The organism is Microbacterium sp. 1262, from assembly GCF_040544895.1.
Lineage (GTDB): Bacteria > Actinomycetota > Actinomycetes > Actinomycetales > Microbacteriaceae > Microbacterium > Microbacterium plantarum.
Genome location: NZ_JBEPKU010000001.1, coordinates 1,393,995 through 1,415,960, shown reverse-complemented (window position 1 = coordinate 1,415,960; position 21,966 = coordinate 1,393,995). Strand labels below are relative to the sequence as shown.

19 protein-coding genes and 1 other RNA gene are annotated in these 21,966 nt (G+C 69.2%); 12 read left to right on the top strand and 8 right to left on the bottom strand.

The window, feature by feature from the left end:
• The first annotated feature begins 1 nt into the window (after position 1).
• From ABIC53_RS06745 to ABIC53_RS06730, 4 genes are all read left to right on the top strand, one after another.
• Positions 2–733, top strand: coding sequence for a zinc ribbon domain-containing protein (locus ABIC53_RS06745; RefSeq protein ID WP_112614118.1), 732 nt, complete (start codon positions 2–4; stop codon positions 731–733).
• Between the two features lie 7 nt (positions 734–740).
• Positions 741–2,429: a bifunctional 3'-5' exonuclease/DNA polymerase gene (locus tag ABIC53_RS06740; protein WP_354450822.1), complete on the top strand. Its 1,689-nt coding sequence runs from the start codon at positions 741–743 to the stop codon at positions 2,427–2,429.
• A 42-nt stretch (positions 2,430–2,471) separates the two neighbouring features.
• An RNA gene (gene rnpB / locus ABIC53_RS06735) (RNase P RNA component class A) lies at positions 2,472–2,830 on the top strand.
• A 192-nt stretch (positions 2,831–3,022) separates the two neighbouring features.
• A complete protein-coding gene (locus ABIC53_RS06730; protein WP_354450821.1) occupies positions 3,023–4,063 on the top strand; it encodes an HNH endonuclease in 1,041 nt (346 codons plus the stop codon).
• A 304-nt stretch (positions 4,064–4,367) separates the two neighbouring features.
• Here the strand turns inward: ABIC53_RS06730 and ppgK are convergent, their stop codons facing one another.
• Positions 4,368–5,192 carry a polyphosphate--glucose phosphotransferase gene (gene ppgK, locus ABIC53_RS06725; RefSeq protein ID WP_282502404.1) on the bottom strand — a complete coding sequence of 275 codons (825 nt, stop codon included), beginning with the start codon at positions 5,190–5,192 and terminating at the stop codon, positions 4,368–4,370.
• 78 nt (positions 5,193–5,270) lie between these two features.
• On the opposite strand from ppgK, the gene ABIC53_RS06720 reads away from it, so the two are divergent.
• The 4 genes from ABIC53_RS06720 to ABIC53_RS06705 are packed head-to-tail and all read left to right on the top strand — an operon-like array spanning position 5,271 to position 10,769.
• Positions 5,271–5,492 (top strand): SPOR domain-containing protein, encoded by a 222-nt coding sequence (locus ABIC53_RS06720; RefSeq protein WP_114587856.1) that lies wholly within the window; start codon positions 5,271–5,273, stop codon positions 5,490–5,492.
• 33 nt (positions 5,493–5,525) lie between these two features.
• A complete protein-coding gene (glnA, locus tag ABIC53_RS06715; RefSeq protein ID WP_064956796.1) occupies positions 5,526–6,863 on the top strand; it encodes a type I glutamate--ammonia ligase in 1,338 nt (445 codons plus the stop codon).
• A 4-nt stretch (positions 6,864–6,867) separates the two neighbouring features.
• The gene (locus ABIC53_RS06710; protein ID WP_274177678.1) at positions 6,868–9,858 is read left to right on the top strand and encodes a bifunctional [glutamine synthetase] adenylyltransferase/[glutamine synthetase]-adenylyl-L-tyrosine phosphorylase; all 2,991 of its coding nucleotides are present in this window, start codon (positions 6,868–6,870) and stop codon (positions 9,856–9,858) included.
• Positions 9,859–9,866: 8 nt separating this feature from the next.
• Positions 9,867–10,769, top strand: a complete 903-nt coding sequence (locus ABIC53_RS06705; protein ID WP_269266546.1) for a DUF808 domain-containing protein — start codon at positions 9,867–9,869, stop codon at positions 10,767–10,769.
• Positions 10,770–10,772: 3 nt separating this feature from the next.
• Here the strand turns inward: ABIC53_RS06705 and ABIC53_RS06700 are convergent, their stop codons facing one another.
• Entirely contained in the window at positions 10,773–10,925 is a 153-nt protein-coding gene (locus ABIC53_RS06700; RefSeq protein WP_269266545.1) for a hypothetical protein, read from the bottom strand.
• Positions 10,926–11,023: 98 nt separating this feature from the next.
• On the opposite strand from ABIC53_RS06700, the gene ABIC53_RS06695 reads away from it, so the two are divergent.
• Positions 11,024–11,821, top strand: coding sequence for an alpha/beta fold hydrolase (locus ABIC53_RS06695; RefSeq protein WP_354452180.1), 798 nt, complete (start codon positions 11,024–11,026; stop codon positions 11,819–11,821).
• Entirely contained in the window at positions 11,818–12,489 is a 672-nt protein-coding gene (locus ABIC53_RS06690) for an esterase/lipase family protein (RefSeq protein ID WP_354450817.1), read from the top strand. The genes ABIC53_RS06695 and ABIC53_RS06690 overlap by 4 nt, the downstream gene beginning before the upstream one ends.
• A gap of 6 nt (positions 12,490–12,495) precedes the next feature.
• Here ABIC53_RS06690 and arr read toward each other — a convergent pair whose 3' ends face one another.
• On the bottom strand, positions 12,496–12,903 hold the full coding sequence (gene arr / locus ABIC53_RS06685) for an NAD(+)--rifampin ADP-ribosyltransferase (protein WP_282502408.1): 408 nt from the start codon (positions 12,901–12,903) through the stop codon (positions 12,496–12,498).
• 108 nt (positions 12,904–13,011) lie between these two features.
• Positions 13,012–14,436, bottom strand: a complete 1,425-nt coding sequence (glnA, locus tag ABIC53_RS06680) for a type I glutamate--ammonia ligase (protein WP_274177679.1) — start codon at positions 14,434–14,436, stop codon at positions 13,012–13,014.
• 134 nt (positions 14,437–14,570) lie between these two features.
• Between glnA (ABIC53_RS06680) and ABIC53_RS06675 the strand changes: the two genes are divergently transcribed.
• Positions 14,571–15,005: an RDD family protein gene (locus tag ABIC53_RS06675; RefSeq protein WP_240309658.1), complete on the top strand. Its 435-nt coding sequence runs from the start codon at positions 14,571–14,573 to the stop codon at positions 15,003–15,005.
• Between the two features lie 27 nt (positions 15,006–15,032).
• Here the strand turns inward: ABIC53_RS06675 and ABIC53_RS06670 are convergent, their stop codons facing one another.
• Positions 15,033–15,743 (bottom strand): DUF4191 domain-containing protein, encoded by a 711-nt coding sequence (locus ABIC53_RS06670; RefSeq protein WP_112614144.1) that lies wholly within the window; start codon positions 15,741–15,743, stop codon positions 15,033–15,035.
• Between the two features lie 120 nt (positions 15,744–15,863).
• Here ABIC53_RS06670 and ABIC53_RS06665 point away from each other — a divergent pair, with 120 nt between their 5' ends.
• A complete protein-coding gene (locus tag ABIC53_RS06665) occupies positions 15,864–17,222 on the top strand; it encodes a hypothetical protein (protein WP_282502409.1) in 1,359 nt (452 codons plus the stop codon).
• A 17-nt stretch (positions 17,223–17,239) separates the two neighbouring features.
• On the opposite strand, the gene sucB is transcribed toward ABIC53_RS06665, so the two are convergent.
• From sucB to ABIC53_RS06650, 3 genes are all read right to left on the bottom strand, one after another.
• Positions 17,240–18,994, bottom strand: a complete 1,755-nt coding sequence (gene sucB, locus ABIC53_RS06660; RefSeq protein ID WP_282502410.1) for a 2-oxoglutarate dehydrogenase, E2 component, dihydrolipoamide succinyltransferase — start codon at positions 18,992–18,994, stop codon at positions 17,240–17,242.
• Positions 18,995–19,058: 64 nt separating this feature from the next.
• Complete coding sequence (lpdA, locus tag ABIC53_RS06655; protein WP_282502411.1) at positions 19,059–20,429, bottom strand: dihydrolipoyl dehydrogenase; 1,371 nt, start codon at positions 20,427–20,429, stop codon at positions 19,059–19,061.
• Positions 20,426–21,892 carry a leucyl aminopeptidase gene (locus ABIC53_RS06650; RefSeq protein ID WP_282502412.1) on the bottom strand — a complete coding sequence of 489 codons (1,467 nt, stop codon included), beginning with the start codon at positions 21,890–21,892 and terminating at the stop codon, positions 20,426–20,428. The genes lpdA and ABIC53_RS06650 overlap by 4 nt, the downstream gene beginning before the upstream one ends.
• Positions 21,893–21,966: the final 74 nt, after the last annotated feature.

Below are 21,966 nucleotides of genomic sequence, written 5' to 3'. Positions count from 1 at the left end.
CATGAAAGCCACCCCCGCAGATCAGCTGCTGCTGCTGGACATCGCCCGCCTCGACGCGCAGGCGCGCGGAGCGGAGGCCGCGAAGCGCAATCCGGCTCAGGCGGCGCGTGTCAACGAGCTGCTCGCACGCCGTCAGGAGCTCTCCGTCGAGCTGACCGGCCTGCTCGGCAATCGCGACGACATCGAGGCCGAGCTCAAGCGCATCGCATCGGACGTCGCTGTCGTCGACGCTCGAGCGGCTCGCGATGCCGATCGACTCGCGGCGACCTCGAACCCGAAGGACGCCCAGGGCCTCGAGCACGAGATCGCTTCGCTCGCCCGCCGTAAGAGCGAGCTGGAAGACGCGCAGCTCGAAGCCATGGAGCGCCTCGAGGCCGCGGAAACCGCGGTCTCCGCACAGCAGGCCCTGATCGCCGAGGTCAATGCCGAAGGCGGGCGGTTGAGCGCCGAGGGTAAGGCCGCCGTCGCGGACGCCCAGGCCCGTCTCGACGCGGCCACCCGTGACCGCGCGGCGGTCGCGGCCAAGGTGCCCGCGGATCTCCTGGCACGCTACGAGTCGCTCGCCGAGCGGACGCCGGGCGCCGGCCTCCTGCAGCGCCGCACGTGCGGCGGGTGCCACATGGAGCTCTCCGGAACCGACCTCAAGGCGATCGGGCAGGCTGCCGCCGACGAGGTCGTGACGTGCCCCGAGTGCGGCTGCATCCTCGTCCGCACCGACGAATCCGGTCTGTGACCCGTCGATGACCACACCGCGCGCCCGGTGGCGCGCGGTGGGACGCCGCAATGACGGAGACGTCGACATCGCGGTGGTGGATGCCGCCGGCGCGGTGATCGAGCGCGGCCGTGTCGCCGCCGGCGAGCTGGCGGGTGAGATCGCAGCCGACCCCGATGCGCGGTGGATCTGGTCCGACACCACGGCCTGGTACCACGACATCCTGGCCGCCGGCGTCCGGGTGGCGCGGTGTCACGACCTGCGCCTGTGCCATGCGATCCTCCGTGATAGCTCGCTCGTCACGGAACCGGCACAGCTGCGGGCCGCGACCTCCTGGGACGCCGCGCCCGAAGACCCGGTGTCTGACCGCGACGTCCTCTTCTCGCTCGAGCCGGCTGCCGACGCCCTTCCGCATGACCTCGACGCGACGCTGGCGGAGTTCGCGCGTCAGGCCCGGGCGATCGAGAGCGCGACCGACCCCGGTCGTCTGCGGCTGCTGACGGCCGCGGAGTCCGCCGGAGCGCTCGTCGCGGTCGAACTGCATGGCGCCGGTGTCCCGTGGAGTCGCGAGGTGCACGACGCGATCCTCGCGGACGCGCTGGGCCCCCGTCCGCGACCGGGTGAGCTTCCGAGCCTCGTGCGCGACTTGGCCGACCGGGTGCGGAAGGCGCTCGGCGACCCGACCGCGAGCCTCGACTCGCAGCCGCGCCTGCTGCGCTCGCTGCACCGGGTGGGTGTGCTCGTCGAGTCGACGAGCAAGTGGGAGCTCCGACGTCACGAGCACCCGGTCATCGAGCCGCTTTTGGCCTACAAGCGCGCGATGCGGCTGTTGAGCGCCAATGGCTGGGCGTGGATGGACGAATGGATCCCGACCGACCGGTTCCGTCCGGTCTACGTGCCGGGAGGGGTCGTCACGGGCCGCTGGGCGTCGTCCGGCGGGGGAGCGCTGCAGCTGCCGCGGATGCTGCGCCCCGCGGTGCGAGCCGACCCCGGATGGCAGCTGGTGGTCGCGGACGTCGCTCAGCTCGAGCCGCGCATCCTCGCGGCGATGTCCGGCGACCTCGCCCTCGCCGATGCCGCGCGGGGGCGCGACCTCTACGAGGGCATCGTCGCCCGCGGCACCGTGCCCTCGCGTCAGGAGGCGAAGATGGCGCTGCTCGGCGCGATGTACGGCGCGACGACCGGAGACAGCGGGCGGCTGGTGCCGTCGTTGCGCCGCGCGTACCCGCGCGCGATGGCCCTCGTCGATGACGCGGCGCGCGTGGGAGAGGAGGGCGGCTCGGTGCGCACGCTGCTCGGTCGCACCAGCCCGGCGCCGTCCGCGGCGTGGCGCGAGCTCCAAGCGAATGCCGCCGAGCCCGAGGCATCCGATGCCATCAAGACGCTCGCGCGATCACGGGCGCGCGAGCGCGGCCGCTTCACCCGAAACTTCGTCGTTCAGGGGACGGCGGCCGAATGGGCGCTCGCCTGGCTCGCCGACCTCCGGCAGCGCCTCGCGGCTTTTCCGAGCGTCGGAGACCACCCCGTCACGGGGCGCGCGCACCTCGCGTTCTTCCTCCACGACGAGATCATCGTGCACACCCCGGTCGAGCACGCCGAGTCCGCCGCGGCAGCCGTCCGCGAGGCCGCAGACGCGGCAGGACGACTGCTCTTCGGCTCGTTCCCCCTCGACTTTCTGCTGGACGTGCGCATCGCGGCATCCGCCGACAAGAGCTGACGACGGGCGTGGGTGGGCCCGCCGGTAGACTCGACGGGCGAATGGGTCGGCTGGACGGTCGCGTGGCGGGCAACCGCACCGAGGAACGTCCGGGCTCCACAGGACAGGACGGTGGGTAACGCCCACCCGGAGTGATCCGCGAGACAGTGCCACAGAAAGCAGACCGCCGGCGTCCGCGCCGGTAAGGGTGAAAGGGTGGTGTAAGAGACCACCGGGGTCGTGGTGACACGACTCGCACGGTAAACCTCGTCCGGAGCAAGGTCAGACAGGGGATGTTGACGCGGTCCGCCGAGTCCCCGGGTAGACCGCTGGAGCGGCACGGCAACGTGTCGCCGAGAGAGATGGCCGTCCACGGGGCTCACGCCCCCGGACAGAACCCGGCGTACAGGCCGGCCCATTCGCCTAACCGCCTCGACCCGCGCCCGCGTTAGACGCACTTCCCCGCATCAGGCGCGAGTACGGATGCCGCGAGGCAGCGCCATGCTTCCTGAGTGCGTCCTATCCTCGCTATCGAGAAGCGCGAACCTGGGACCTGAATCTCAGTGTGGGTGGAATCATCGATGCTAGGCAGCGCGATTTAGCGGCTATGCTAAATGAGCGCAATACCTGAGCTTGGGGGGAGCCTTAAGGTGCAGTACGTCATCATATTTTTCGCGATCGTCTTGATCATCTCTTTGCTAGTGAACTTCTGGTACCTCGCGATTCCCGCGGCGATCATCGCGGTGATTGCTTGGAAAACGCCGAGCATTGTTCGCGAGATGCGCAAGCGTAGGTACTTCGCCAGTGAGGATTTCGCTGCGCATAAGGCGGAGATAGCGGCGCTCACTTATGAACACAACGAGGTCACCCAGTACGTCGCCGAGATTCGGGATCGCGGGTCCTTTGAGGTCGGCGCCACGGGAACGGGGCGGCACGCGCACCTCGCCACGTTTGAGAACACCAGCGCCCACAACTATCGACGGGACCGCAATGTCGCGGAGTACGCGGCGAGTAACGTGCACAACTGCTCGCTGCAGTTGGTCAGAAACGCCGCGAGCAACCCGATCAAGTACGTAACTAAGTACTTTGACATTAAAGCAGACGAGGACACGCTCGCCGACGTCGAGACGCTGGGGGAGAGTATCGCGAGCCTCGAAGCGGCAGTAGCAAACCTTCGGGCCCGCGAGTCGCAGATCGTGGGCGTAGTTAGCCCGCCTCCGTTCATCATGAGGTACTTCGCGGACGAGTTCATGTCGCAGGTCGGCGTCAAGTTGTCGCCTGTGTCCGTTCCCTACCCGGAGTACCGATTCGAGTATGTGAGCGCTGGCGGCAACAGCTCCCAGCGCACCACGGTGAAGTTGGACACTTCGGCGATCGACGCGATGGTCGAGTTCCTCGCTCAGTCGATCAGGTTCCGGAAGTCTGCCGCGGGGCAGCGGGCGCTGATGACTGCCAGGCTCCGCGCCTACATCAAGGATCGCGACGGATGGGCATGCAAGAGCTGTGGCGCGTCCGTTCGGGTCGAACCGAATCTCCTCCTGGAAGTCGACCACATCGTCCCTGTGTCGCGCGGCGGGATGACGGTTGAGGAGAACCTGCAGACGCTCTGTTGGCGTTGCAACCGTTCTAAGTCAAACAAGCTCATCGCCTCCTGATCTCGCACCCCCGCGGTCACGGCTGAGCGCGTAGGTCTCTTCCGCTCGGCGTATCGTCGCTCGGTGGTGTCGCATCGTCCGATTTCTGCTCCCGGGGACGCGCACAGCGTGACGAACGCTCAGCTACAGCGTGGGCGCAGGGCCGTTATGCCCGGCCACAGAGCCCGGCGTACAGGCCGGCCCATTCGCCTAACCCCGCTTCACGTCAGGCGCACTTCCGCGCATCAGGCGCGGCTTGAAGCGCGCGGGATGCGCGGAAGTGCGCCCGAAGCCGCAGCTGCCGGCGAGACCTCGCCGTGCGGGGTCAGTGGGCGGTCGTGCCGGCGAGGTCTTCCGTCGTCTCGTCGAGGACACCGGGGCGTTCGCCCGCGAGCGCGAGGGCCGCTGCGCCGATGATGCCGGCGTTGTTGCGGTGGACGGCGGGCACGATCGGCGTCTTCAAGTCGAGCAGCGGCAGGAACTTGTCGGCATGCTTGGACACTCCACCGCCCACGACGAAGAGATCGGGGGAGAAGAGGAACTCGATGTGGCTGTAGTACCACTGCAGGCGCTCGGCCCACTCGGGCCAGTCGAGCTCGTCGCGCTCCATCGCCGAGTACGCGGCCCAGGCCTCGGCATCCTTGCCGTGTTTCGCCCGGTGCACGTGCCCGAGCTCGGAGTTCGGGATGAGCACGCCGTTGTAGATCATGGCCGAGCCGATGCCGGTGCCGAGCGTCGTCAGGATGATGAGCCCATCCTGGTCGCGCGCGGCGCCGTAACGCAGCTCGGCGACGCCGGCGACATCCGCGTCATTGGCGAAGTGGATCTGACGGCCGAGGCCCTTCTCGAAGAAGCTCTCGGCTTCGAAATCGATCCAGGTGTCTGCGACGTTGGCCGCCGAGAGGGTGCGGCCGTTCTTCACGATCGCGGGGAAGGCCACGCCGAGCGGCACGTCGCCCGCGTCGGTCACCTCCAGTCGGTCGAGTACGACCTTGACGGCATCGAGGACGTCTTCGGGCTCTGCCCCGTGGGGCGTGGCGACCTTGATCCGATCGGTCAGGAGCTCGCCCGTCGACAGGTCGACGACGGCTCCCTTGATGCCGGTTCCGCCGATGTCCACTCCGACGGCCCGCGTCGCACTCGCACTCATACGGCTCAGCCTATCGAGCGCGAGCCGGTCGGATTAGGCTCGGGCTGAGCGCCACCGCAGGCGCAGTCTGGAGCGACCATGCCCGAGAGCCACGACGAGTACTGGTACAACCTCACGACGCACGAGGTGGAGCACGGCAAGCAGTCGCCGGGCGCCGATCGTGCCGGCCCTTTCGCCTCCGCCGAGGAAGCAGCGCGGGCTCCGCAGATCATGGCGCAACGTGCGCAGGCATGGCGCGAGGATGAGGCTCGGGAGGACGACTGGGGCACGCCGCCGTCGGAGGGCGCTCGCCGCCAGTAGTCTGGGATCCGACCCTGTCTCGGAGAGGACGCGATGGACAAGCAGCGGGACTTCGTACTGCGAACGATCGAGGAGCGCGGCGTCAAATTCGTGCGGCTCTGGTTCACCGATGTGATCGGCACCCTGAAGTCGGTCGCGATCGCCCCGGCAGAGGTCGAGGGTGCTTTCGCGGAGGGCCTGGGCTTCGATGGCTCGGCCATCGAGGGACTGACCCGAAGCTACGAGTCGGACCTGCTCGCGCACCCCGACCCGACGACGTTCCAGCTCCTGCCCTGGCGCGGCGAGATCGACCCCACCGCTCGGATGTTCTGCGACATCACGACGCCGGACGGCCAGCCCGCCGTCGCCGACCCGCGCAACGTGCTCAAGCGGACCCTCGCGAAGGCCGCGGACGCCGGGTTCACGTTCTACACGCACCCCGAGATCGAGTTCTACCTGCTGAAGTCGTCGTCGTACGGGCCAGACGGTCCCGAGCCGGTCGACTCAGCCGGCTACTTCGACAACGTCCCCGGCGGCACGGCGCATGACTTCCGCCGGCGCTCGGTGCGGATGCTCGAAGACCTCGGCATCTCGGTCGAGTACAGCCACCACGAGGGCGGCCCGGGCCAGAACGAGATCGACCTGCGCTACGCCGACGCCCTCGCGACGGCCGACAACATCATGACCTTCCGGACCGTCATCAAGGAAGTGGCGATCGAGCAGGGTGTCTACGCGACCTTCATGCCGAAGCCCCTCAGCGGCCACCCGGGCAGCGGTATGCACACCCACATGTCGCTCTTCGAGGGCGACGTGAACGCGTTCTACGAAGAGGGTGCGCAGTACCAGCTCTCGCAGACCGGTCGACAGTTCATCGCCGGTCTCCTCCGTCACGCCAACGAGATCTCGGCGGTCACCAACCAGTTCGTGAACTCGTACAAGCGTCTGTGGGGCGGCGACGAGGCCCCGAGCTTCATCACGTGGGGTCACAACAACCGCTCGGCGCTCGTGCGCGTGCCCATGTACAAGCCGAACAAGAGCCAGTCGTCCCGCGTGGAGTATCGTGCGCTCGACTCGGCTGCCAACCCGTACCTTGCCTACGCACTGCTGCTCGCAGCGGGACTGAAGGGCATCGAAGAGGGCTACGAGCTTCCCGCCGAGGCCGAGGACAACGTCTGGTCGCTCACCGATTCGGAGCGTCGGGCCCTCGGTTACGCGCCGCTTCCCGCGAGCCTCGATCACGCTCTCGAGTACATGGAGGAGTCCGAGCTCGTCGCCGAGACGCTCGGCGAGCAGGTGTTCAACTACGTGCTGTTGAACAAGCGTCGCGAGTGGCAGAACTACCGCGCCCAGGTGACGCCGTTCGAGCTCAAGAGCAACCTGGAGATGCTCTGAGGCCATGACCCGGTCACCTCGTTCGACCGGGCTGACGGGGCTGGCCCGGGCGGGCTTCGATGACCTCGCGCGCGCGGATGCCGACCTCGCCGAGCTCGCCGAGCTGACCGGCATCGAGCGCGAGGAGCTCGTCGGATCGGCGGAGCTGGCGGCGGACCCCGACGGAGCGGTGGCGGCGCTGCTGCGCATCGCCCGCCGGGATGCCGAGATCGTCACCGACACGCTGCGACGGCGGCCTGCGGCGGTGTGGTCGGTGCTCGGCGCGTCGCTCGGGCTGGCCGACTTCTACCTGCGGCATCCCGAGGAGCTCGCCGATCTCGCCTCCGACGGCGACGGACTTCCCACACGCGACGAGCTGAGCGCGCAGATGCTGGATGCCGTCGGCGCCGAGGACGGCTTCGCGGCCTCCTGGGGTGACGAGGCCTGGGTCGCGCTGCGGGTACGATACCGCCGGATGCTGGCGCGCATCGCACGGTTCGACCTCGCGGCATCCGACCCGACGATCATCCTGCACGCGGTCGCTGCGGCCCTCGCCGACGCTGCCGGTGCCGCCCTCGAGGCGTCTCTCGCCGTCGCGCGCAGCAGGCTCGTCGCCGGCGTCCCCGGCGCGGCGCGTTCCGAGCGCGACGCCGTCGCCGCGACTCGCCTCGCGATCATCGGGATGGGCAAGTCCGGGGCGCGTGAGCTGAACTACGTCAGCGACGTCGACGTCATCTTCGTCGGCGGATCAGCCGACGAAGCCGTCGTCTCGGAGTCGCAGGCCGTCGAGATCGCGACGAGACTCGCGATCCAGACGATGCGGGGCATCTCGGAGGTGGAGGTCGAGCCGCCCCTGTGGGAGGTCGACCCGAACCTGCGGCCCGAGGGGAAGCAGGGGGCACTCGTGCGCACCCTCGAGTCGCACGTCGCCTACTACGACCGCTGGGCGAAGAGCTGGGAGTTCCAGGCTCTGCTCAAGGCGCGGCCGCTCGCCGGCGACCCGGAGCTGGGGGAGCAGTACGTCGACGCTGTCCAGCCGATGGTGTGGGCGAGCGCGGCTCGCGAGAACTTCGTCGAGAGCGTGCAGAAGATGCGCGAGCGGGTGACCGACCACATCCCACCGGGCGAGGTCGCGCGGCAGCTCAAGCTCGGACCGGGCGGCATCCGCGATGTCGAGTTCACCGTCCAGCTGCTGCAACTCGTGCACGGCGCCTCCGATGACCGCATCCGGGAACGGTCGACTCTGGACGCCCTCGACGCGCTCGTGTCGGAGGGGTACATCGGACGCGAGGACGCGTCACGCTTCGCATTCGACTACCGGCGTCTGCGTGTCATGGAGCACAGGCTGCAGCTGCGCGAGCTGCGCCGGACCCATCTCATGCCCGAGGACGGGGCGGCGCTGCGAACGCTCGCGCGCTCGTCGCGCATCGGCGACGGCGGCGACCGGGTCGTCGCGGTGTGGGAGGAGATCAAGCGCGAGGTGCGTGAGATCCACGTGCGGCTGTTCTACCGGCCGCTCCTCTCGGCCGTCGCGGCGCTGCCCGCCGATGAGCACACGCTCTCGCCCGACGCGGCGAAGGCCCGTCTCGCCGCGATCGGGTTCCGTGATCCCGCGGGCGCGCTGCGGCACATCGGCGCCCTGACGAGCGGCCTCAGCCGCAAGGCCGTCATCCAGCGACACCTCATGCCGGTCATGATCCGCTGGTTCGCCGATGGCGTCGATCCGGACTACGGACTGCTCGCGTTCCGCCGCGTCAGCGAACGGCTGGGGAACACGCCGTGGTTCCTTCGGATGCTGCGCGACTCGGCGGGCGCCGCCGAGCGTCTCACCCGCCTGCTCTCGGGCTCGCGCTACGTGGGCGAACTGATGGAGTGGATCCCCGAGTCGATCGCCTGGCTCGACTCGCCTGATCAGCTCCGGCCGCGACCCGGATTCGTGCTGCAGGAGGAGGCGCGCGCGATCCAGACCCGACACGCCTCGATCGATGACGCGATGTCGGCGGTTCGCGCCCTCCGGAGGCGTGAGCTGCTGCGCCTGGCGATGGCGGCCGTCGTCGGCGAGCTGTCGATCGAAGAGCTTGCCGAAGGCCTGACCACCATTACGGAGGTCACCATTCAGGCGACACTGCGCGCCGTGCGGCGCGAGGTGGTGCCGCCAGAGGACGACCGCCTCGACTTCTCGGTCATCGCGATGGGGCGTTTCGGCGGTGCCGAGCTCGGGTTCGGATCGGACGCCGACATCATCTACGTCTTCGACGCGAATGGGGTGCCGGCGCAGCGGGCTCAGGAGCTCGCCCTCCAGCTCGTTCACGGCGTGCGCCGATACTCCGAGGATCACCGTCTGCCGCTCGAGCTCGACGCGGGCCTGCGCCCCGAGGGTCGCAACGGTCCACTCGTGCGCTCGCTGGAGTCGTACGCGGAGTACTACCGGCGCTGGTCGCTGTCGTGGGAGGCGCAGGCGCTTCTGCGCGCTCGGGGCGTGGCGGGCAGTGTGACGCTCATCGATCGCTTCCTCGCCCTCGCCGACGACCTGCGTTATCCGGTGGCCCCCGACCCTCAGGGCCTCCGCGAGATCCGGCGTATCAAGGCGCGCGTCGAGAGCGAGCGACTGCCCCAGGGGCAGGACCGCTCCCGGCACCTCAAGCTCGGTCCGGGGGGCCTGAGCGATGTCGAATGGCTCGTGCAGCTCATCCAGCTCGAGCACGCTCACCGCGTAGCGGGCCTGCGCACGACCTCGACGATCGCCGCACTCGGGGCGGCAGTAGAGGCCGACCTCATCCCGCGGGATGCCGCGGAGAAGCTCGCTGCGGCATGGCGGCTGGCGAGTCGGCTGCGCTCGGCGAACACCCTGCTGTCGGGACAGACGAGCGACGTCCTGCCGACCGATCGTGGCCGACTGGACGGAATCGGTCGTTTGCTGGAGTATCCGGCGCGATCGGCGACCATCGTGGAGGAGGATTGGATGCGCGCTGCGCGTCAAGCCCGCCGCGTGTTCGAGAAGCTCTTCTACGGCTAAGGGGAAACATGTCGGTTGGTCTGCTGGCTGTCGTCGACGACATCCTGAGCGCGGCGCTGCGCGCCTCCGCGAAGTCGGCGGGTGTCGTGATCGACGATGCCGCCGTGACGCCCCAGTACGTGCAGGGGATCACGCCCGCTCGCGAACTGCCGGTCGTGGGGAAGATCGCGCTCGGCTCGATCGCGAACAAGTTCCTCATCATCATCCCGGTCGCGCTGCTGCTGACCGCGTTCGCGCCGGCTGTGCTGCCCTTCCTTCTCATCCTCGGTGGAATGTTCCTCTGCTACGAGGGAGCCGAGAAGGTGCTGGAGTGGTTCGGGGTGCACCACGGGGCGGAGGACGACGGCCCGCGCGACGAGAAGAAGCTCGTGCTCGGCGCTGTCCGCACCGACCTCATCCTCTCAGCCGAGATCATGCTCATCTCGCTCTCGAACCTCGACGAGGGGATGGGCATCTGGCAGACCCTCGCTGTCCTGGCCGTGATCGCCCTGCTCATGACGGGAATCGTCTACGGAGCGGTCGCGCTTCTGGTGAAGATCGACGACATCGGCCTGCGGATGGCGAAGAACCCGTCATCTCGCGTCCGGCACACCGGCATGCGGATCGTCCGGTCGATGCCCGCTGTGTTCCGCGTGATCAGCGTCGTGGGCACCGTCGCGATGCTGTGGGTGGGCGGTCACCTCGTGCTTGCGAACCTCGGCGAGGTGGGAGTGGCCTTCACCCTCGACCTGCTGCACGGGGTGGAGCACCTGCTCGAAGCCGCGGGCGGTGTGGTCGTCTGGATCGGCGAGACGGCCGTGTCGGCGATCGCCGGGCTGCTCGTCGGGCTCGTGATCGTCGGTGTGCTCACGGTGATCCGGCGCCTCCGGCACAGCGAACCGCAGCATGCCGGAGGCGCCGGCACGCATTGAGCGTCAGCGCTCGCCGCGCTCGGCGTTCGGAATCCGGTTCTGCTCCGCCTCGACGGGGTCGGTGTCGAGATCGGGCACGATCGAGGTGTCGTCGCGATCGGTGTCCTGCGCGGCGGGGTCGGCGATGGGCTGCTGGTCACGGGATGCATCGGTCATGACGGCAGTCCACCGCGGCGTCGGCATCCGGTCACGGTGGTTGACACGAAGTCAAGCCGCCTGCACTCGGTTCCCGGCTCTCATAGCCTGACGAGGTGATGACGACCTCGACGCTGCCTCGCCCGGAGCGTGTCGGATGGTCGCCCCGGCGGATCTCCGTCGACGGGCTCGCGTTCCGCGTCTGGAGCTCCGCCACCGAAGCGTCGCCTCCGAACATCGTGCTTCTCCACGGGGTGGGGATGTCGCACCGCTCGTTCCTCCGGCTGCACCCGCTGCTCGCGCGGAGCGCATCGGTGCACAGCGTCGATCTGCCCGGCTTCGCGGGCCTGCCGGCGCCGCGTCGGAATGTGCCGGTCGCCGCCATGTCGGATGCGCTGGCGGAGGTGCTGGGTCGCGTGCTCGCGGGACCCGTTGTGCTCGTCGGGCACTCGATGGGGGTGCAGTGGGCGGTGGAGACGGCGTCGCGGCATCCGGATCTGGTGAGTGGGCTCGCCCTGATCGGCCCGGTCGTCGATGATCACCGCCGCACGCTCGGCGCGCAGGCCCTGGCACTGTCCCGCGATGGACTGCTCGAGCCGCCCCGGGTGAACGCCCGCGTCACGCTCGACTACTTCCGAACCGGCCCCCGCTGGTTCTTCGCGCAGGTCCGGCACATGCTCGCCTATCCCATCGAGGAGCGCGTGGCGCAGCTGAATGTGCCGACGCTTCTCGTACGCGGCGGCCGCGACCCGATCGCGGGGGACGCGTGGGTCGAGCGCCTCGCCGCCCGAACGGCACGAGGCAGCGTCCTCGTCGTACCGGGTAAGGGCCACCACGTCGAGCGCACCGCGGCGGAACCTGTCGCCCGCGGCATCCTCGCGATGGCCGCGTCGAGGGACCCGGGAGAGGGCCCGTGATCTTCCGCCCCGTGAGGAATGCCGCGTGGTGGATCGCGGACTACGCCTACGCCGTCGTCTGGCAGGCTCGCGCCTTCTTCTCGCGGACGGATCCCGGCGACTTCGGGTCGGGGGATGGCACGCCCATCGTGGTGCTGCCCGGCGTCTACGAGACGTGGCGCTTCCTGCAGCCCCTGATCACCGAGCTGCACGACCGCGGGCATCCGGTTCATGTGATCGCCGCGTTGGGGCGGAACCGCTGGCCGGTGCCGCGTGCCGCGCGCTACGTCGCGGAGTACCTGCAGCAGCACGATGTCGACGACGTCGTGATCGTCGCGCACAGCAAGGGCGGCCTCGTCGGCAAGCAGGTCATGGCGGACCCCGCCGTCGGCGGTCGCGTCCGGGGGATGGTCTCCGTCGCGAGTCCGTTCGCCGGATCTGCCTACGGCCGGCTCATGATCGTACCGACGCTGCGCGCGTTCTCGCCGAGTGCGCCCGGGATTCTGGCGCTGGCGCGCGAAGTAGCACCCAACCCGCACATCGTGTCGGTCTACGGCGAGTTCGACCCGCACATCCCCGGTGGAAGCGAGCTCGACGGCGCGCGTAACGTCCGGCTCGAGACCGGAGGACATTTCCGCATCCTCGCGCACCCGCGGGTCATCGCCGAGGTCGTGCGGCTGGCCGAGTGAGGCTCGTCAGTTGATGATCTCGGCGCGTTCGGCCGCCATCCGATCGATGCGTTCCCGCCACGTCTGCAGCGCCTCGGCCGAAAGCCGCGTCCAATCGGTGACTTCGGCGACGACGCGCAGGGGAGCTGCAGAGCGGTACGACCGCGTGGGGTTGCCGGGGAACTTCTTGTCGGTGACGTTCGGGTCGTCCTCGAACTCGCCGGTGGGCTCGACGACGTAGACATGCGGCTCACCCGGGACTGGGGCGATCTCGGCCGCGAGACCGGCGCCGTCCTTCAGCGCTGTGAAGTACACGTGGTTCATCGTGATCTCCGGGCGGTAGTTCGATGGGAAGCCCGGGGTGAGCAGGTCGCCGACGCGCAGCGACGCCTTCGTACCGTGGAAGAACGGTCCGGGGATGTCGGTGAGATTCACCCGATCAGGATCGCTTCGCTGTCGCCGCTGTGCAAGCTCCAGAAAATGACGGCGCCCCGCCGCCCGACTCGTGCAGAGCGGGCGACGGGGCTCGTCGCAGCCGAGGCGTCAGACGCCGAAGTACAGCTCGTACTCGTAGGGGTGAGGACGCGCGTTGATCGGCTGGATCTCGTTCTCGATCTTGTACTCGATCCAGGTCTCGATCAGCTCGGGCGTGAAGACGCCGCCGGCCAGCAGGAACTCGTGGTCGTTGCGCAGCGCCTCGAGGGAGTCGAGCAGCGAGTTCGGAACCTGCGGGATGTTCTTGGCCTCCTCGGGCGGCAGCTCGTAGAGGTCCTTGTCGACCGGCTCGTGCGGCTCGATGCGGTTCTTGATGCCGTCGAGGCCGGCCATCATCTGAGCGGCGAAGGCGAGGTACGGGTTGCCCGACGCGTCGGGGGCGCGGAACTCGATGCGCTTGGCCTTGGGGTTGGTGCCCGTGATCGGGATGCGGATGGCCGCCGAACGGTTGCCGGCCGAGTAGACCAGGTTGACCGGAGCCTCGTAGCCCTTGACGAGACGCTTGTACGAGTTGAGCGTCGGGTTGGTGAACGCGAGCACCGCGGCAGCGTGCTTGAGCAGGCCGCCGATGTACCAGCGTGCGATGTCGGAGAGCCCGCCGTAGCCCTTCTCGTCGTAGAAGAGGGGCTCGCCGTTCAGCCACAGCGACTGGTGGGTGTGCATGCCCGAGCCGTTGTCGCCGAAGAGGGGCTTGGGCATGAAGGTCGCGACCTTGCCCCACATCTCGGCGGTGTTCTTGACGATGTACTTGAACTTCAGGATGTCGTCCGCCGAGTGCACCATGGTGTCGAAGCGGTAGTTGATCTCCTGCTGTCCACCGGTGCCGACCTCGTGGTGGGCGCGCTCGAGCACGAGGCCCGACTCGATGAGCTTGAGGGAGATGTCGTCGCGCAGGTCGGCGGTCTTGTCGACGGGCGAGACGGGGAAGTAGCCGCCCTTGTACGCGGTCTTGTTGGCGAGGTTGCCGCCCTCTTCGACGCGGCCGGTGTTCCAGGCGCCCTCTTCGGAGTCGACGGAGTAGAAGCTCGAGTTCTGCTTCACTTCGTAGCGGACGTCGTCGAAGATGTAGAACTCCGCCTCGGGGGCGAAGAACGCGGTGTCGGCGATACCGGTCGAAGCGAGGTACTTCTCGGCCTTCTTCGCGACCTGGCGCGGGTCCTTCGCGTAGATCTCGCCGTTGCGCGGGTTGTAGATGTCGAAGATCATGATCAGCGTCTTCGCCTCACGGAACGGGTCGACGTAGGCCGTCGAGACGTCCGGGATCAGCTGCATGTCCGACTCGTGGATGTTCGCGAAGCCGCGAATGGACGAGCCGTCGAACAGCTGACCGACCGTGAAGAACTCCTCGTCGACGGTCGAGGCCGGGATGTTGAAGTGCTGCTGCACGCCAGGGAGGTCCGTGAAACGGATGTCGAGGAACTTGACGTCCTCGTCCTGGATGAACTTGAGCACCTCGGAAGAATCTTTGAACATGGAGTCTCCAAGATCGGGTGAGGAACAGCCTGGAGTCATCCAGACCTCTTCGAACCTATCGGCATCCAGTTGCCCGGCAGTATCTCGGATGTTTCCGGGATGTTACGCGGCCGGCCCCCGTTTAGGCTGGTGGAGTGCCCGAACCCCTGCGCGAGAACACCTATCCCGGCGAGCGGTTGGGGCGTCCCGAGTACGGCCCCGGCAGCGTCGGCCGCCTGGGACGGCGGCTCGCGGCGCTGGTGATCGACTACGCCGCGGCCACGCTGCTCGCGACCGCGTTCCTCGGTTTCAACCAGTTCGCCCTTCCGGGCGAGGCGGGAGTGACGCAGTTCGCGCCGATCACCGTCTTCGCCGCGCTCCAGGTCATCTTCATCCCGCTCATCGGGGGCAGCCCGGGTCACCGCATCGTGGGCCTGCGCCTCGAGCTCCTGCACGGCGGCTGGACGGGCCTCTGGCGTCCGATCATCCGGACGCTGCTCCTCGTCCTCGTCATCCCCGCCGTCGTGTTCGATCCCGACCAGCGGGGCCTCCACGACAAGGCGGCCGGCACGATCCTCGTCCGGGCCTGATCCCGCCAGCCTCGGGCCGGGTGGAACTCAGCGGGGTCGCTGGGCGCGGGCCTTCATCGGGTCGACGCCCTTCGGGATCGGCAGCGAGGTGACCGACTGCGAGACGGACTCGATGCGCTTGATGACGGCTGCCATCGTCGTGCGGTCGATCGCCTTCGGCAGCGCCTTGATGGTGGGGGCGAGCTTGGCGATGGGGACCTCGTCCTCGCCGTGGCCGACGTACAGCACGTGGATCGGCACACCCGAGGCCACGCGCTTGACCTTGCTGCGCTCGTCGTTGATCAGTCGCGTCAGACGTCCGCGGGCACCCTCGCCGATGATGACGACACCGCCACGGCCGACGGCCCGGTAGACCGCTTCCTGAGTCTTCGGGTTCACGCCGACGGGCATCTCCGAAGCCTGCCACTTTCGGCCGAGGTTGGTCGAGATGATGTGCCCCGTCGCTCCCGGCATCCCGTCGATGCGCTTGTACATCGCCCGGGTCGCCAGTCGCGTCATGGTGATCATGGCGCCGAGGATGCCGAAGAGCAGACCCGTGACGCCCCACAGGATGATGCTCCAGATCGCTCCCGGCGGGATGAGGAAGCCCACGAGGACGCCGAGACCGATGCCGACGACCACGATGCCGATGAGCAGCCACGGCAACCAGCTGTAGTACTCCTTCGTGAAGGTGAAGAGGGAGCGGAGCTGGGAGAAGAATCCGGGGCGCTTCTCGGGTGCGGTGCTGCGGGACGACATGCTCACAGCCTACCTTTTCGGCCGCCCCGTTCCGCCTGCACAGGCACCGTCGCGCGATCACTGTGCACATCGGCACCGGAAGGTCGCAGGCGCGCCGGGCGCCATCGCGAGACTGGGGCCATGATCCGAACGGGCAATCTCGACGTCACCACTCCGTTACGCCGCGTCGCGCCTCCGGAGGTGCCTTTCGCCGGGGAGATCCTGGCGACGTCCGACGGCGCGGTGTACCGAGTCTCTGCGGCGGACGTGCCGCGTCCGGCGTGGGCGGCGCGGCCGGACGGTCACCTGCTCGCCGTCGAGGACGTGGACCGGATCGCGGGGACGACCGTGGCGATTCTGCCGCTGCTCGACACACGCCTGTGCGGTGGTGAGCAGCCGTTCGACCTCACGCCCGGCCAGGCGGTGACACTTGCGGTCAGCGTCCTCCGAGGGGCGGCCGAAGCGGCGGAATCGGACTGTCATGAGGGGGAGTGGTGGTCGACGACCCAGGGACGACCTGTGCTCGTGCCGAGCGGAGACCGCGCATGGGAACTCTCGTCGCGGCTGGTGCTCGACCGGATCGCGGACGCCGTGCTGCCCCGGCGGATCCGTGACCGACTCGACGAGGCGCTGAGCGACCGGGTCACGCTGCCTTTCACGGTGCCCGGCCTCGAGGACGACCTCTTCGCGATGGCGACCCCGGAGCCGTTCGCGGTGTCGGTGTCGGCGTCATCTCCGTCCGCGCGCAACGTTCGCGAGCACGACGCCGCTGGCCATCCCGGCGCCCGGCCGGGCCTGGCTCCGCTGGCACGGGATGCTGCCGCCGGGCTCGTCGACGGCGAGGTCGTCGAGCGCCTGACCGATGTTCTCAGCTCGGTGCGCGCCGCAGTCCGACGCGTGTCCGACCGGCTCCCGGCCCGGCGGCGAGGCCATGGCGCCGAGGCCGACGACAAGAGCGGGGGAACCGCGACCGGGCGGCGACGCGTCCCGATGGTCGCGCTCGCTGCGGTCGCCACGACGCTCGTGGTGGGTCTGCTGTGGCCGGAGGGTGGCGAGAGCGACAACGGATCCGCCTCGGCCCGAGACGTGCCCGAAGACTCGATCATGCGCCCGACGCCGAGGCATGACGCAGCACAGGAGACGTCGGCCGCGCCGGTCCCCGCCGCCGAGGAGGCTCCTGCGCCGGTCTCCGGCGCGCCCGAAGGCGACGAGGAGGCCGACCCGGTCGGGAGCGCCATCGACGAACTCGCGCGATGCTGGCGGGAGGAGGATGAGCAATGCCGTGCGGCGATCCTGGAGCGTCCGGATGCGGCGCTCCCGGAAGGCGTCGCGACGTCCGCCGGCCCCCGAGAGGTGGCCCTCCTGGATGATCTGGGCGGAGTCGAGGTGGTTCGCGTCGACGACCCATCCGGGACGCTGCCTGCGCAAGTCGTCGTGCTGGTTCGGCGTGACGACAAACGGCTGGTCCGCGACGTGTATGACGTCGCGGACCAGCCGTGAGGTGGGTGCTCAGCTGGTCAGTAGCCGAGGTTCCCCTCGAACTGGGCGCCCTCGAGGCGTGCCTTCATCGCGCTCAGGAATCGAGCTGCGTCGGCGCCGTCGATGGTGCGGTGGTCGTACGAGAGCGCGAGGTATACGTACGAGCGCACCGAGATCGCGTCCTTGCCGTCCACAGTCACGACGCCGGGGCGCTTGTAGACGATGCCGGTGCCGAGGATCGCCGACTGCGGCAGGAACACCACCGGGGTGTCGAAGAGCGCGCCGCGCGATCCGGTGTTGGTGATGGTGAACGTTCCGCCTGCGAGCTCATCGGGCTTCAGCTTGTTGTCACGCGTGCGTGCGGCGAGGTCTGCGATGTCCTGAGCGATCTGGGCCAGGTTCTTCGAGCCTGCGTCGCGCAGCACGGGCGTGAGCAACCCGCGCTCGGTGTCGACCGCGATCGAGATGTTCTCGGTGGCGGGGTAGACGATCTCTTCGCCGTCGACCGTCGAGTTGACGATCGGGAAGGTCTGCAGCGCCTCGGCTGCAGCGAGGGCGAAGAAAGGCAGGAACGACAGCTTCGCGCCGGTCTTCTCGTTGAAGTCGACCTTCACCTTGTCGCGGAACGCGGACAGCTTGGTGACGTCCACCTCGACGACGGTCGTCAGCTGAGCGGTCTGCTGCATCGACTCGACGGCGCGCTTGGCGAGCACCTTGCGCAAGCGCGACATCGGCGCGCGCGTTCCGCGCAGCTCCGAGACCTCGACCTGCGCGGGGGAGGCGGGAGCCTCCGCGGATGCGGCGGCGGGCTGGGCCGATGCTGCTTCCGCGGCCTTGAGGACGTCTTCCTTGCGGATGCGACCGCCGACGCCGCTGCCCTTGATCGACGACAGATCGACGCCCTGCTGCTGGGCGAGGCGACGCACGAGCGGCGTGACGTAGGTGACGCCGTCGTTGTCGGAGGCGGACGCTGCTTCAGCGGCCGGAGCCGCCGGAGCAGCCTGCGGAGCGGGAGCGGCCTGCGGAGCGGGAGCGGCCTGCTGAGCGGGAGCGGCCTGCTGAGCCGGAGCGGGCGCCGATTCCTGCGCGGGGGCCTCGGCCGGCGCGGCGGGCTTCTCAGCTGCGGGCTCGGGCGCTGCGGCGGGCTCGGGGGCGGCGGGCGCTTCCGCGGCCGGGGCGGGAGCACCCGAGCCGATGCGCGCGAGTGCCGCGCCGACCTCGACGGTCTCGTCCTCCTGGACGAGGATCTCGACGAGCGTGCCGGCGAAAGGCGCGGGGATCTCGGTGTCGACCTTGTCGGTGGAGATCTCGAGAAGCGGCTCGTCGACCGCGACGTCGTCGCCGATCTGCTTGAGCCAACGGGTGACGGTGCCCTCGGTCACGCTCTCGCCGAGCTCGGGGAGCACGACATCCTTCGCGTCGCCGGAAGCTGCCGGAGCGGGAGCGGCCTGCTGGGGTGCGGCGGGTGCCTCGGCGGCAGGAGCCTCCTCCGCGGGAGCGGGAGCCTCCTCAGCCGGAGCCTGCTCGGACGGTGCGTCGCTTGCGGGCACGCCCGAACCGTCACCGATCTTCGCCAGAACGGCGCCGACCTCGACGGTCTCGTCCTCCTGCACGAGGATCTCTTCGATGACGCCGCTCACGGGCGACGGAATCTCGGTGTCCACCTTGTCGGTGGAGATCTCGAGAAGACCCTCGTCTTCCTGGATGGTGTCACCGACCTTCTTGAGCCAGCGGGTCACCGTTCCCTCGGTGACGCTCTCTCCGAGCGCGGGGAGGACCACGGAAGTGCTCATGAATCTGTCTCCTTCAAGAAATGCCGATGTCCTTCTAGCTTACTGATCTGCATCGGTCGACCGGTCAGAGCGCGTGCAGCGGTTTGCCCGCCAGCGCCAGGAATGCTTCTCCGAGAGCTTCGCTCTGCGTCGGATGGGCGTGGATGAAAGGTGCGATGTCCTCGGGATGGGCTTCCCAGCCCACCGCGAGCTGGCCCTCGGTGATGAGCTCCCCGACGCGATCGCCGGCGAGGTGCACCCCGACGACGGGGCCATCGAGTCGTCGAACGACCTTGACCAGGCCCGCCGTCCCGAGGATCTCGCTCTTGCCGTTTCCGGCGAGGTTGTACTCGCGCACCACGATCGCGTCACCGTGCTCGGCACGGGCCTGCTCCTCCGTCAGCCCGACGGATGCGACCTCCGGGCTGCTGTAAGTGACGCGCGGCACGAGGCTGTCGGGGACGACGGTCGGGCGCAGGCCCGCGATCTCCTCGGCCACGAAGATGCCCTGCTGGAAGCTGCGGTGAGCGAGCTGCAGGCCCGGGACGATGTCGCCGACGGCCCACACCCGGTCGCGCGTCGTGCGCAGCCGCTCGTCGACGCGGACGAAGCCGCGATCGAGCTCGACTCCGGCCTCTTCGAGACCGAGACCGGCCGTCGCGGGGCCGCGGCCGACGGCGACCAGCAGGACGTCGGCCTCGAGCTCGGTGCCGTCTTCGAGCGACACCCGGACGCCGTCCGCTCGGCTCTCGGCGCCGGCGAAGCGCACTCCGGTGCGAGCGCTGATCCCGCGCTTGCGGAACGCGCGCTCGATGGCCTTGCTCATGGCGGCATCCTCAGCGGGCAGCAGCCGGTCGAGAGCCTCGATGATCGTCACCTCGGCGCCGAAGGATCGCCAGATGCTGGCGAACTCGACTCCGATGACGCCGCCGCCGAGGATGATGGCATGCCGCGGCACCGTGCCGAGTGCCAGGGCGCCCTCGCTCGTGATGATCCGATCGTCGAGCTCGAGTCCGGGCAGCGATCGGCTGTACGAGCCGGTGGCCAGCACGACATCCGTGCCGCGGTAACGGTCGTCGCCGACGGTCACGCCGCCGTCCGCCTCGAGTCTGCCCTCGCCGTGCACGACGGTGATCTTCCGTGCCGCGATCAGGCCTTCGAGGCCTTTGTGCTTCTTGGCCACGATGCCCTCGCGATATGCGTGGACACCAGCGATGTCGATTCCCTCGAGCGTGGCGCGCACGCCGACGTGCTCCGAGCCGCGGATGCTGTCGGCGACCTCTGCGGAGTGCAGGAGCGCCTTGGTGGGGATGCAGCCGCGGTGCAGGCACGTTCCGCCGAGCTTGTCCTTCTCGATGAGCATGACTGATGAGCCGAGTTCCGCGGCGCGCAGCGCGGTCGCGTAACCGCCGCTGCCACCGCCGAGGATCACGAGATCGACGCTGTGATCGGTCATCGCTGCGAACCCCGGAGGTACTCGACGAGCGAGCGGACGGTCGCCGCGGTCGGGCCCTTGTCGGTGCCGCCGAAGGCGGCCTTCGTCGTACCCGACCCGGCGATGTCGAGGTGGATCCAGGGGATCCGAGGAGCGTCGTCATCGTCACCCGTACGCCCGACGAAGCGCTGGAGGAAGAGGCCCGCGAAGAGGGAGCCGCCCGAGGGGTCGCCGATCTTCGCGTTCTGCATGTCGGCGATCGGCGAGTCGAGCTCGTCCTCCATGTGAGCGGGGAGCGGCAGGTGCCATGCGTCCTCGCCCGCCCGCTCGGCCGCCGCCAGATAGTCGGCGACGGCGGCCTCGTCTCCCATGACACCGGTGTGCCGGTTGCCGAGGGCGACGATGATCGCCCCGGTCAGAGTCGCGACGTCGACGATCGCGTCCGGCCGCGTTCGGCTGGCAGCGACGATGCCGTCGGCGAGGACGAGGCGCCCCTCGGCGTCGGTGTTCAGAACCTCGACGGTCGTGCCGTCGAGCATGCGGAGCACGTCGCCCGGGCGCGTCGCGCGCCCCGAGGGCATGTTGTCGGCGACGCAGAGCCATGCCGAGACGCGCACCGGAAGGGCGAGCGCCGCGGCCGCCTGGACGACCGCCAGCACCGTCGCGGCACCGGCCATGTCGTACTTCATGCCGACCATGCTCGCCGGGGGCTTGAGCGAGAGGCCTCCCGTGTCGAAGGTGATGCCCTTGCCCACCAGTGCCACGTGACGTGCGGCGTCCGCGGGGGAGTAGTCGATGCGAACGACGCGGGGCGGGCGGTCGGAGCCCTGCCCGACGCCGAGCACCCCACCGAAGCCCTGACGTTCGAGCTCGCTCTCGTCGAGGACTTCGACCTCGACGGGGAGCCCCGCGACGGCCTCGATCGCGCGCTCCGCGAGGTCTGCGGGCGACAGCCACTCGGCGGGCGTGCTGACCAGGTCCTTCACCAGCGCGAGCGCCCGACCCAGAGCGTTGACGGCCGCGACGTCCTCGGCGGACGGCTCAGCCGACGAGTGGATCGTGACCCGTTCCGCGCGCGATTTCGGCGTGCCGCCCTTGTACCCGGCGAAGCGGTACCCGCCGATGGCGGCACCCTCCGCGAGAGCGCCCCACGCATCCGCCGCCGCGAGCGGCGCGGCCACGGCGAGCGAGGCGAAACCTGTCGTGACGCGAACTGCCGTGCCGACGGCGTCGCGCAGCGCGGCGGCGTCGGGATCGGTTCCCGATCCGACGACGACCACGGGGGTCGACGACACGGCCGGCAGGAAGACGCGATGGACCGATCCTCGCGCGCCGGTGAACCCGACGGCGGTCAGCATCTCGGTGATGCCCGGCCAGTCGGCGACGTCGGCCTGCTCATCGAGCGGTGGCAGAACGAGGACGAGAGCGTCGGCGTCGGATTCGGTGACGGGCGCGCTGCTGTGCGCGATCTCGGGGAACGGCATCCTCCCATCCTAGGTTCGCGCGCCGCGGGCGTTCGCTGACAGCGAGGGGGTGAGCCGCCTCGGGGGTGTGATGG

Coding starts and splice junctions, on each gene's coding strand:
- ABIC53_RS06745 (WP_112614118.1), top strand. CDS start 2: ATGAAAGCCACCCCCGCAGATCAGCTGCTGCTGCTGGACATCGCCCGC.
- ABIC53_RS06740 (WP_354450822.1), top strand. CDS start 741: ATGACCACACCGCGCGCCCGGTGGCGCGCGGTGGGACGCCGCAATGAC.
- ABIC53_RS06730 (WP_354450821.1), top strand. CDS start 3,023: ATGAGCGCAATACCTGAGCTTGGGGGGAGCCTTAAGGTGCAGTACGTC.
- ppgK (WP_282502404.1), bottom strand. CDS start 5,192: ATGAGTGCGAGTGCGACGCGGGCCGTCGGAGTGGACATCGGCGGAACC.
- ABIC53_RS06720 (WP_114587856.1), top strand. CDS start 5,271: ATGCCCGAGAGCCACGACGAGTACTGGTACAACCTCACGACGCACGAG.
- glnA (WP_064956796.1), top strand. CDS start 5,526: ATGGACAAGCAGCGGGACTTCGTACTGCGAACGATCGAGGAGCGCGGC.
- ABIC53_RS06710 (WP_274177678.1), top strand. CDS start 6,868: ATGACCCGGTCACCTCGTTCGACCGGGCTGACGGGGCTGGCCCGGGCG.
- ABIC53_RS06705 (WP_269266546.1), top strand. CDS start 9,867: ATGTCGGTTGGTCTGCTGGCTGTCGTCGACGACATCCTGAGCGCGGCG.
- ABIC53_RS06700 (WP_269266545.1), bottom strand. CDS start 10,925: ATGACCGATGCATCCCGTGACCAGCAGCCCATCGCCGACCCCGCCGCG.
- ABIC53_RS06695 (WP_354452180.1), top strand. CDS start 11,024: ATGACGACCTCGACGCTGCCTCGCCCGGAGCGTGTCGGATGGTCGCCC.
- glnA (WP_274177679.1), bottom strand. CDS start 14,436: ATGTTCAAAGATTCTTCCGAGGTGCTCAAGTTCATCCAGGACGAGGAC.
- ABIC53_RS06670 (WP_112614144.1), bottom strand. CDS start 15,743: ATGTCGTCCCGCAGCACCGCACCCGAGAAGCGCCCCGGATTCTTCTCC.
- ABIC53_RS06665 (WP_282502409.1), top strand. CDS start 15,864: ATGATCCGAACGGGCAATCTCGACGTCACCACTCCGTTACGCCGCGTC.
- sucB (WP_282502410.1), bottom strand. CDS start 18,994: ATGAGCACTTCCGTGGTCCTCCCCGCGCTCGGAGAGAGCGTCACCGAG.
- lpdA (WP_282502411.1), bottom strand. CDS start 20,429: ATGACCGATCACAGCGTCGATCTCGTGATCCTCGGCGGTGGCAGCGGC.
- ABIC53_RS06650 (WP_282502412.1), bottom strand. CDS start 21,892: ATGCCGTTCCCCGAGATCGCGCACAGCAGCGCGCCCGTCACCGAATCC.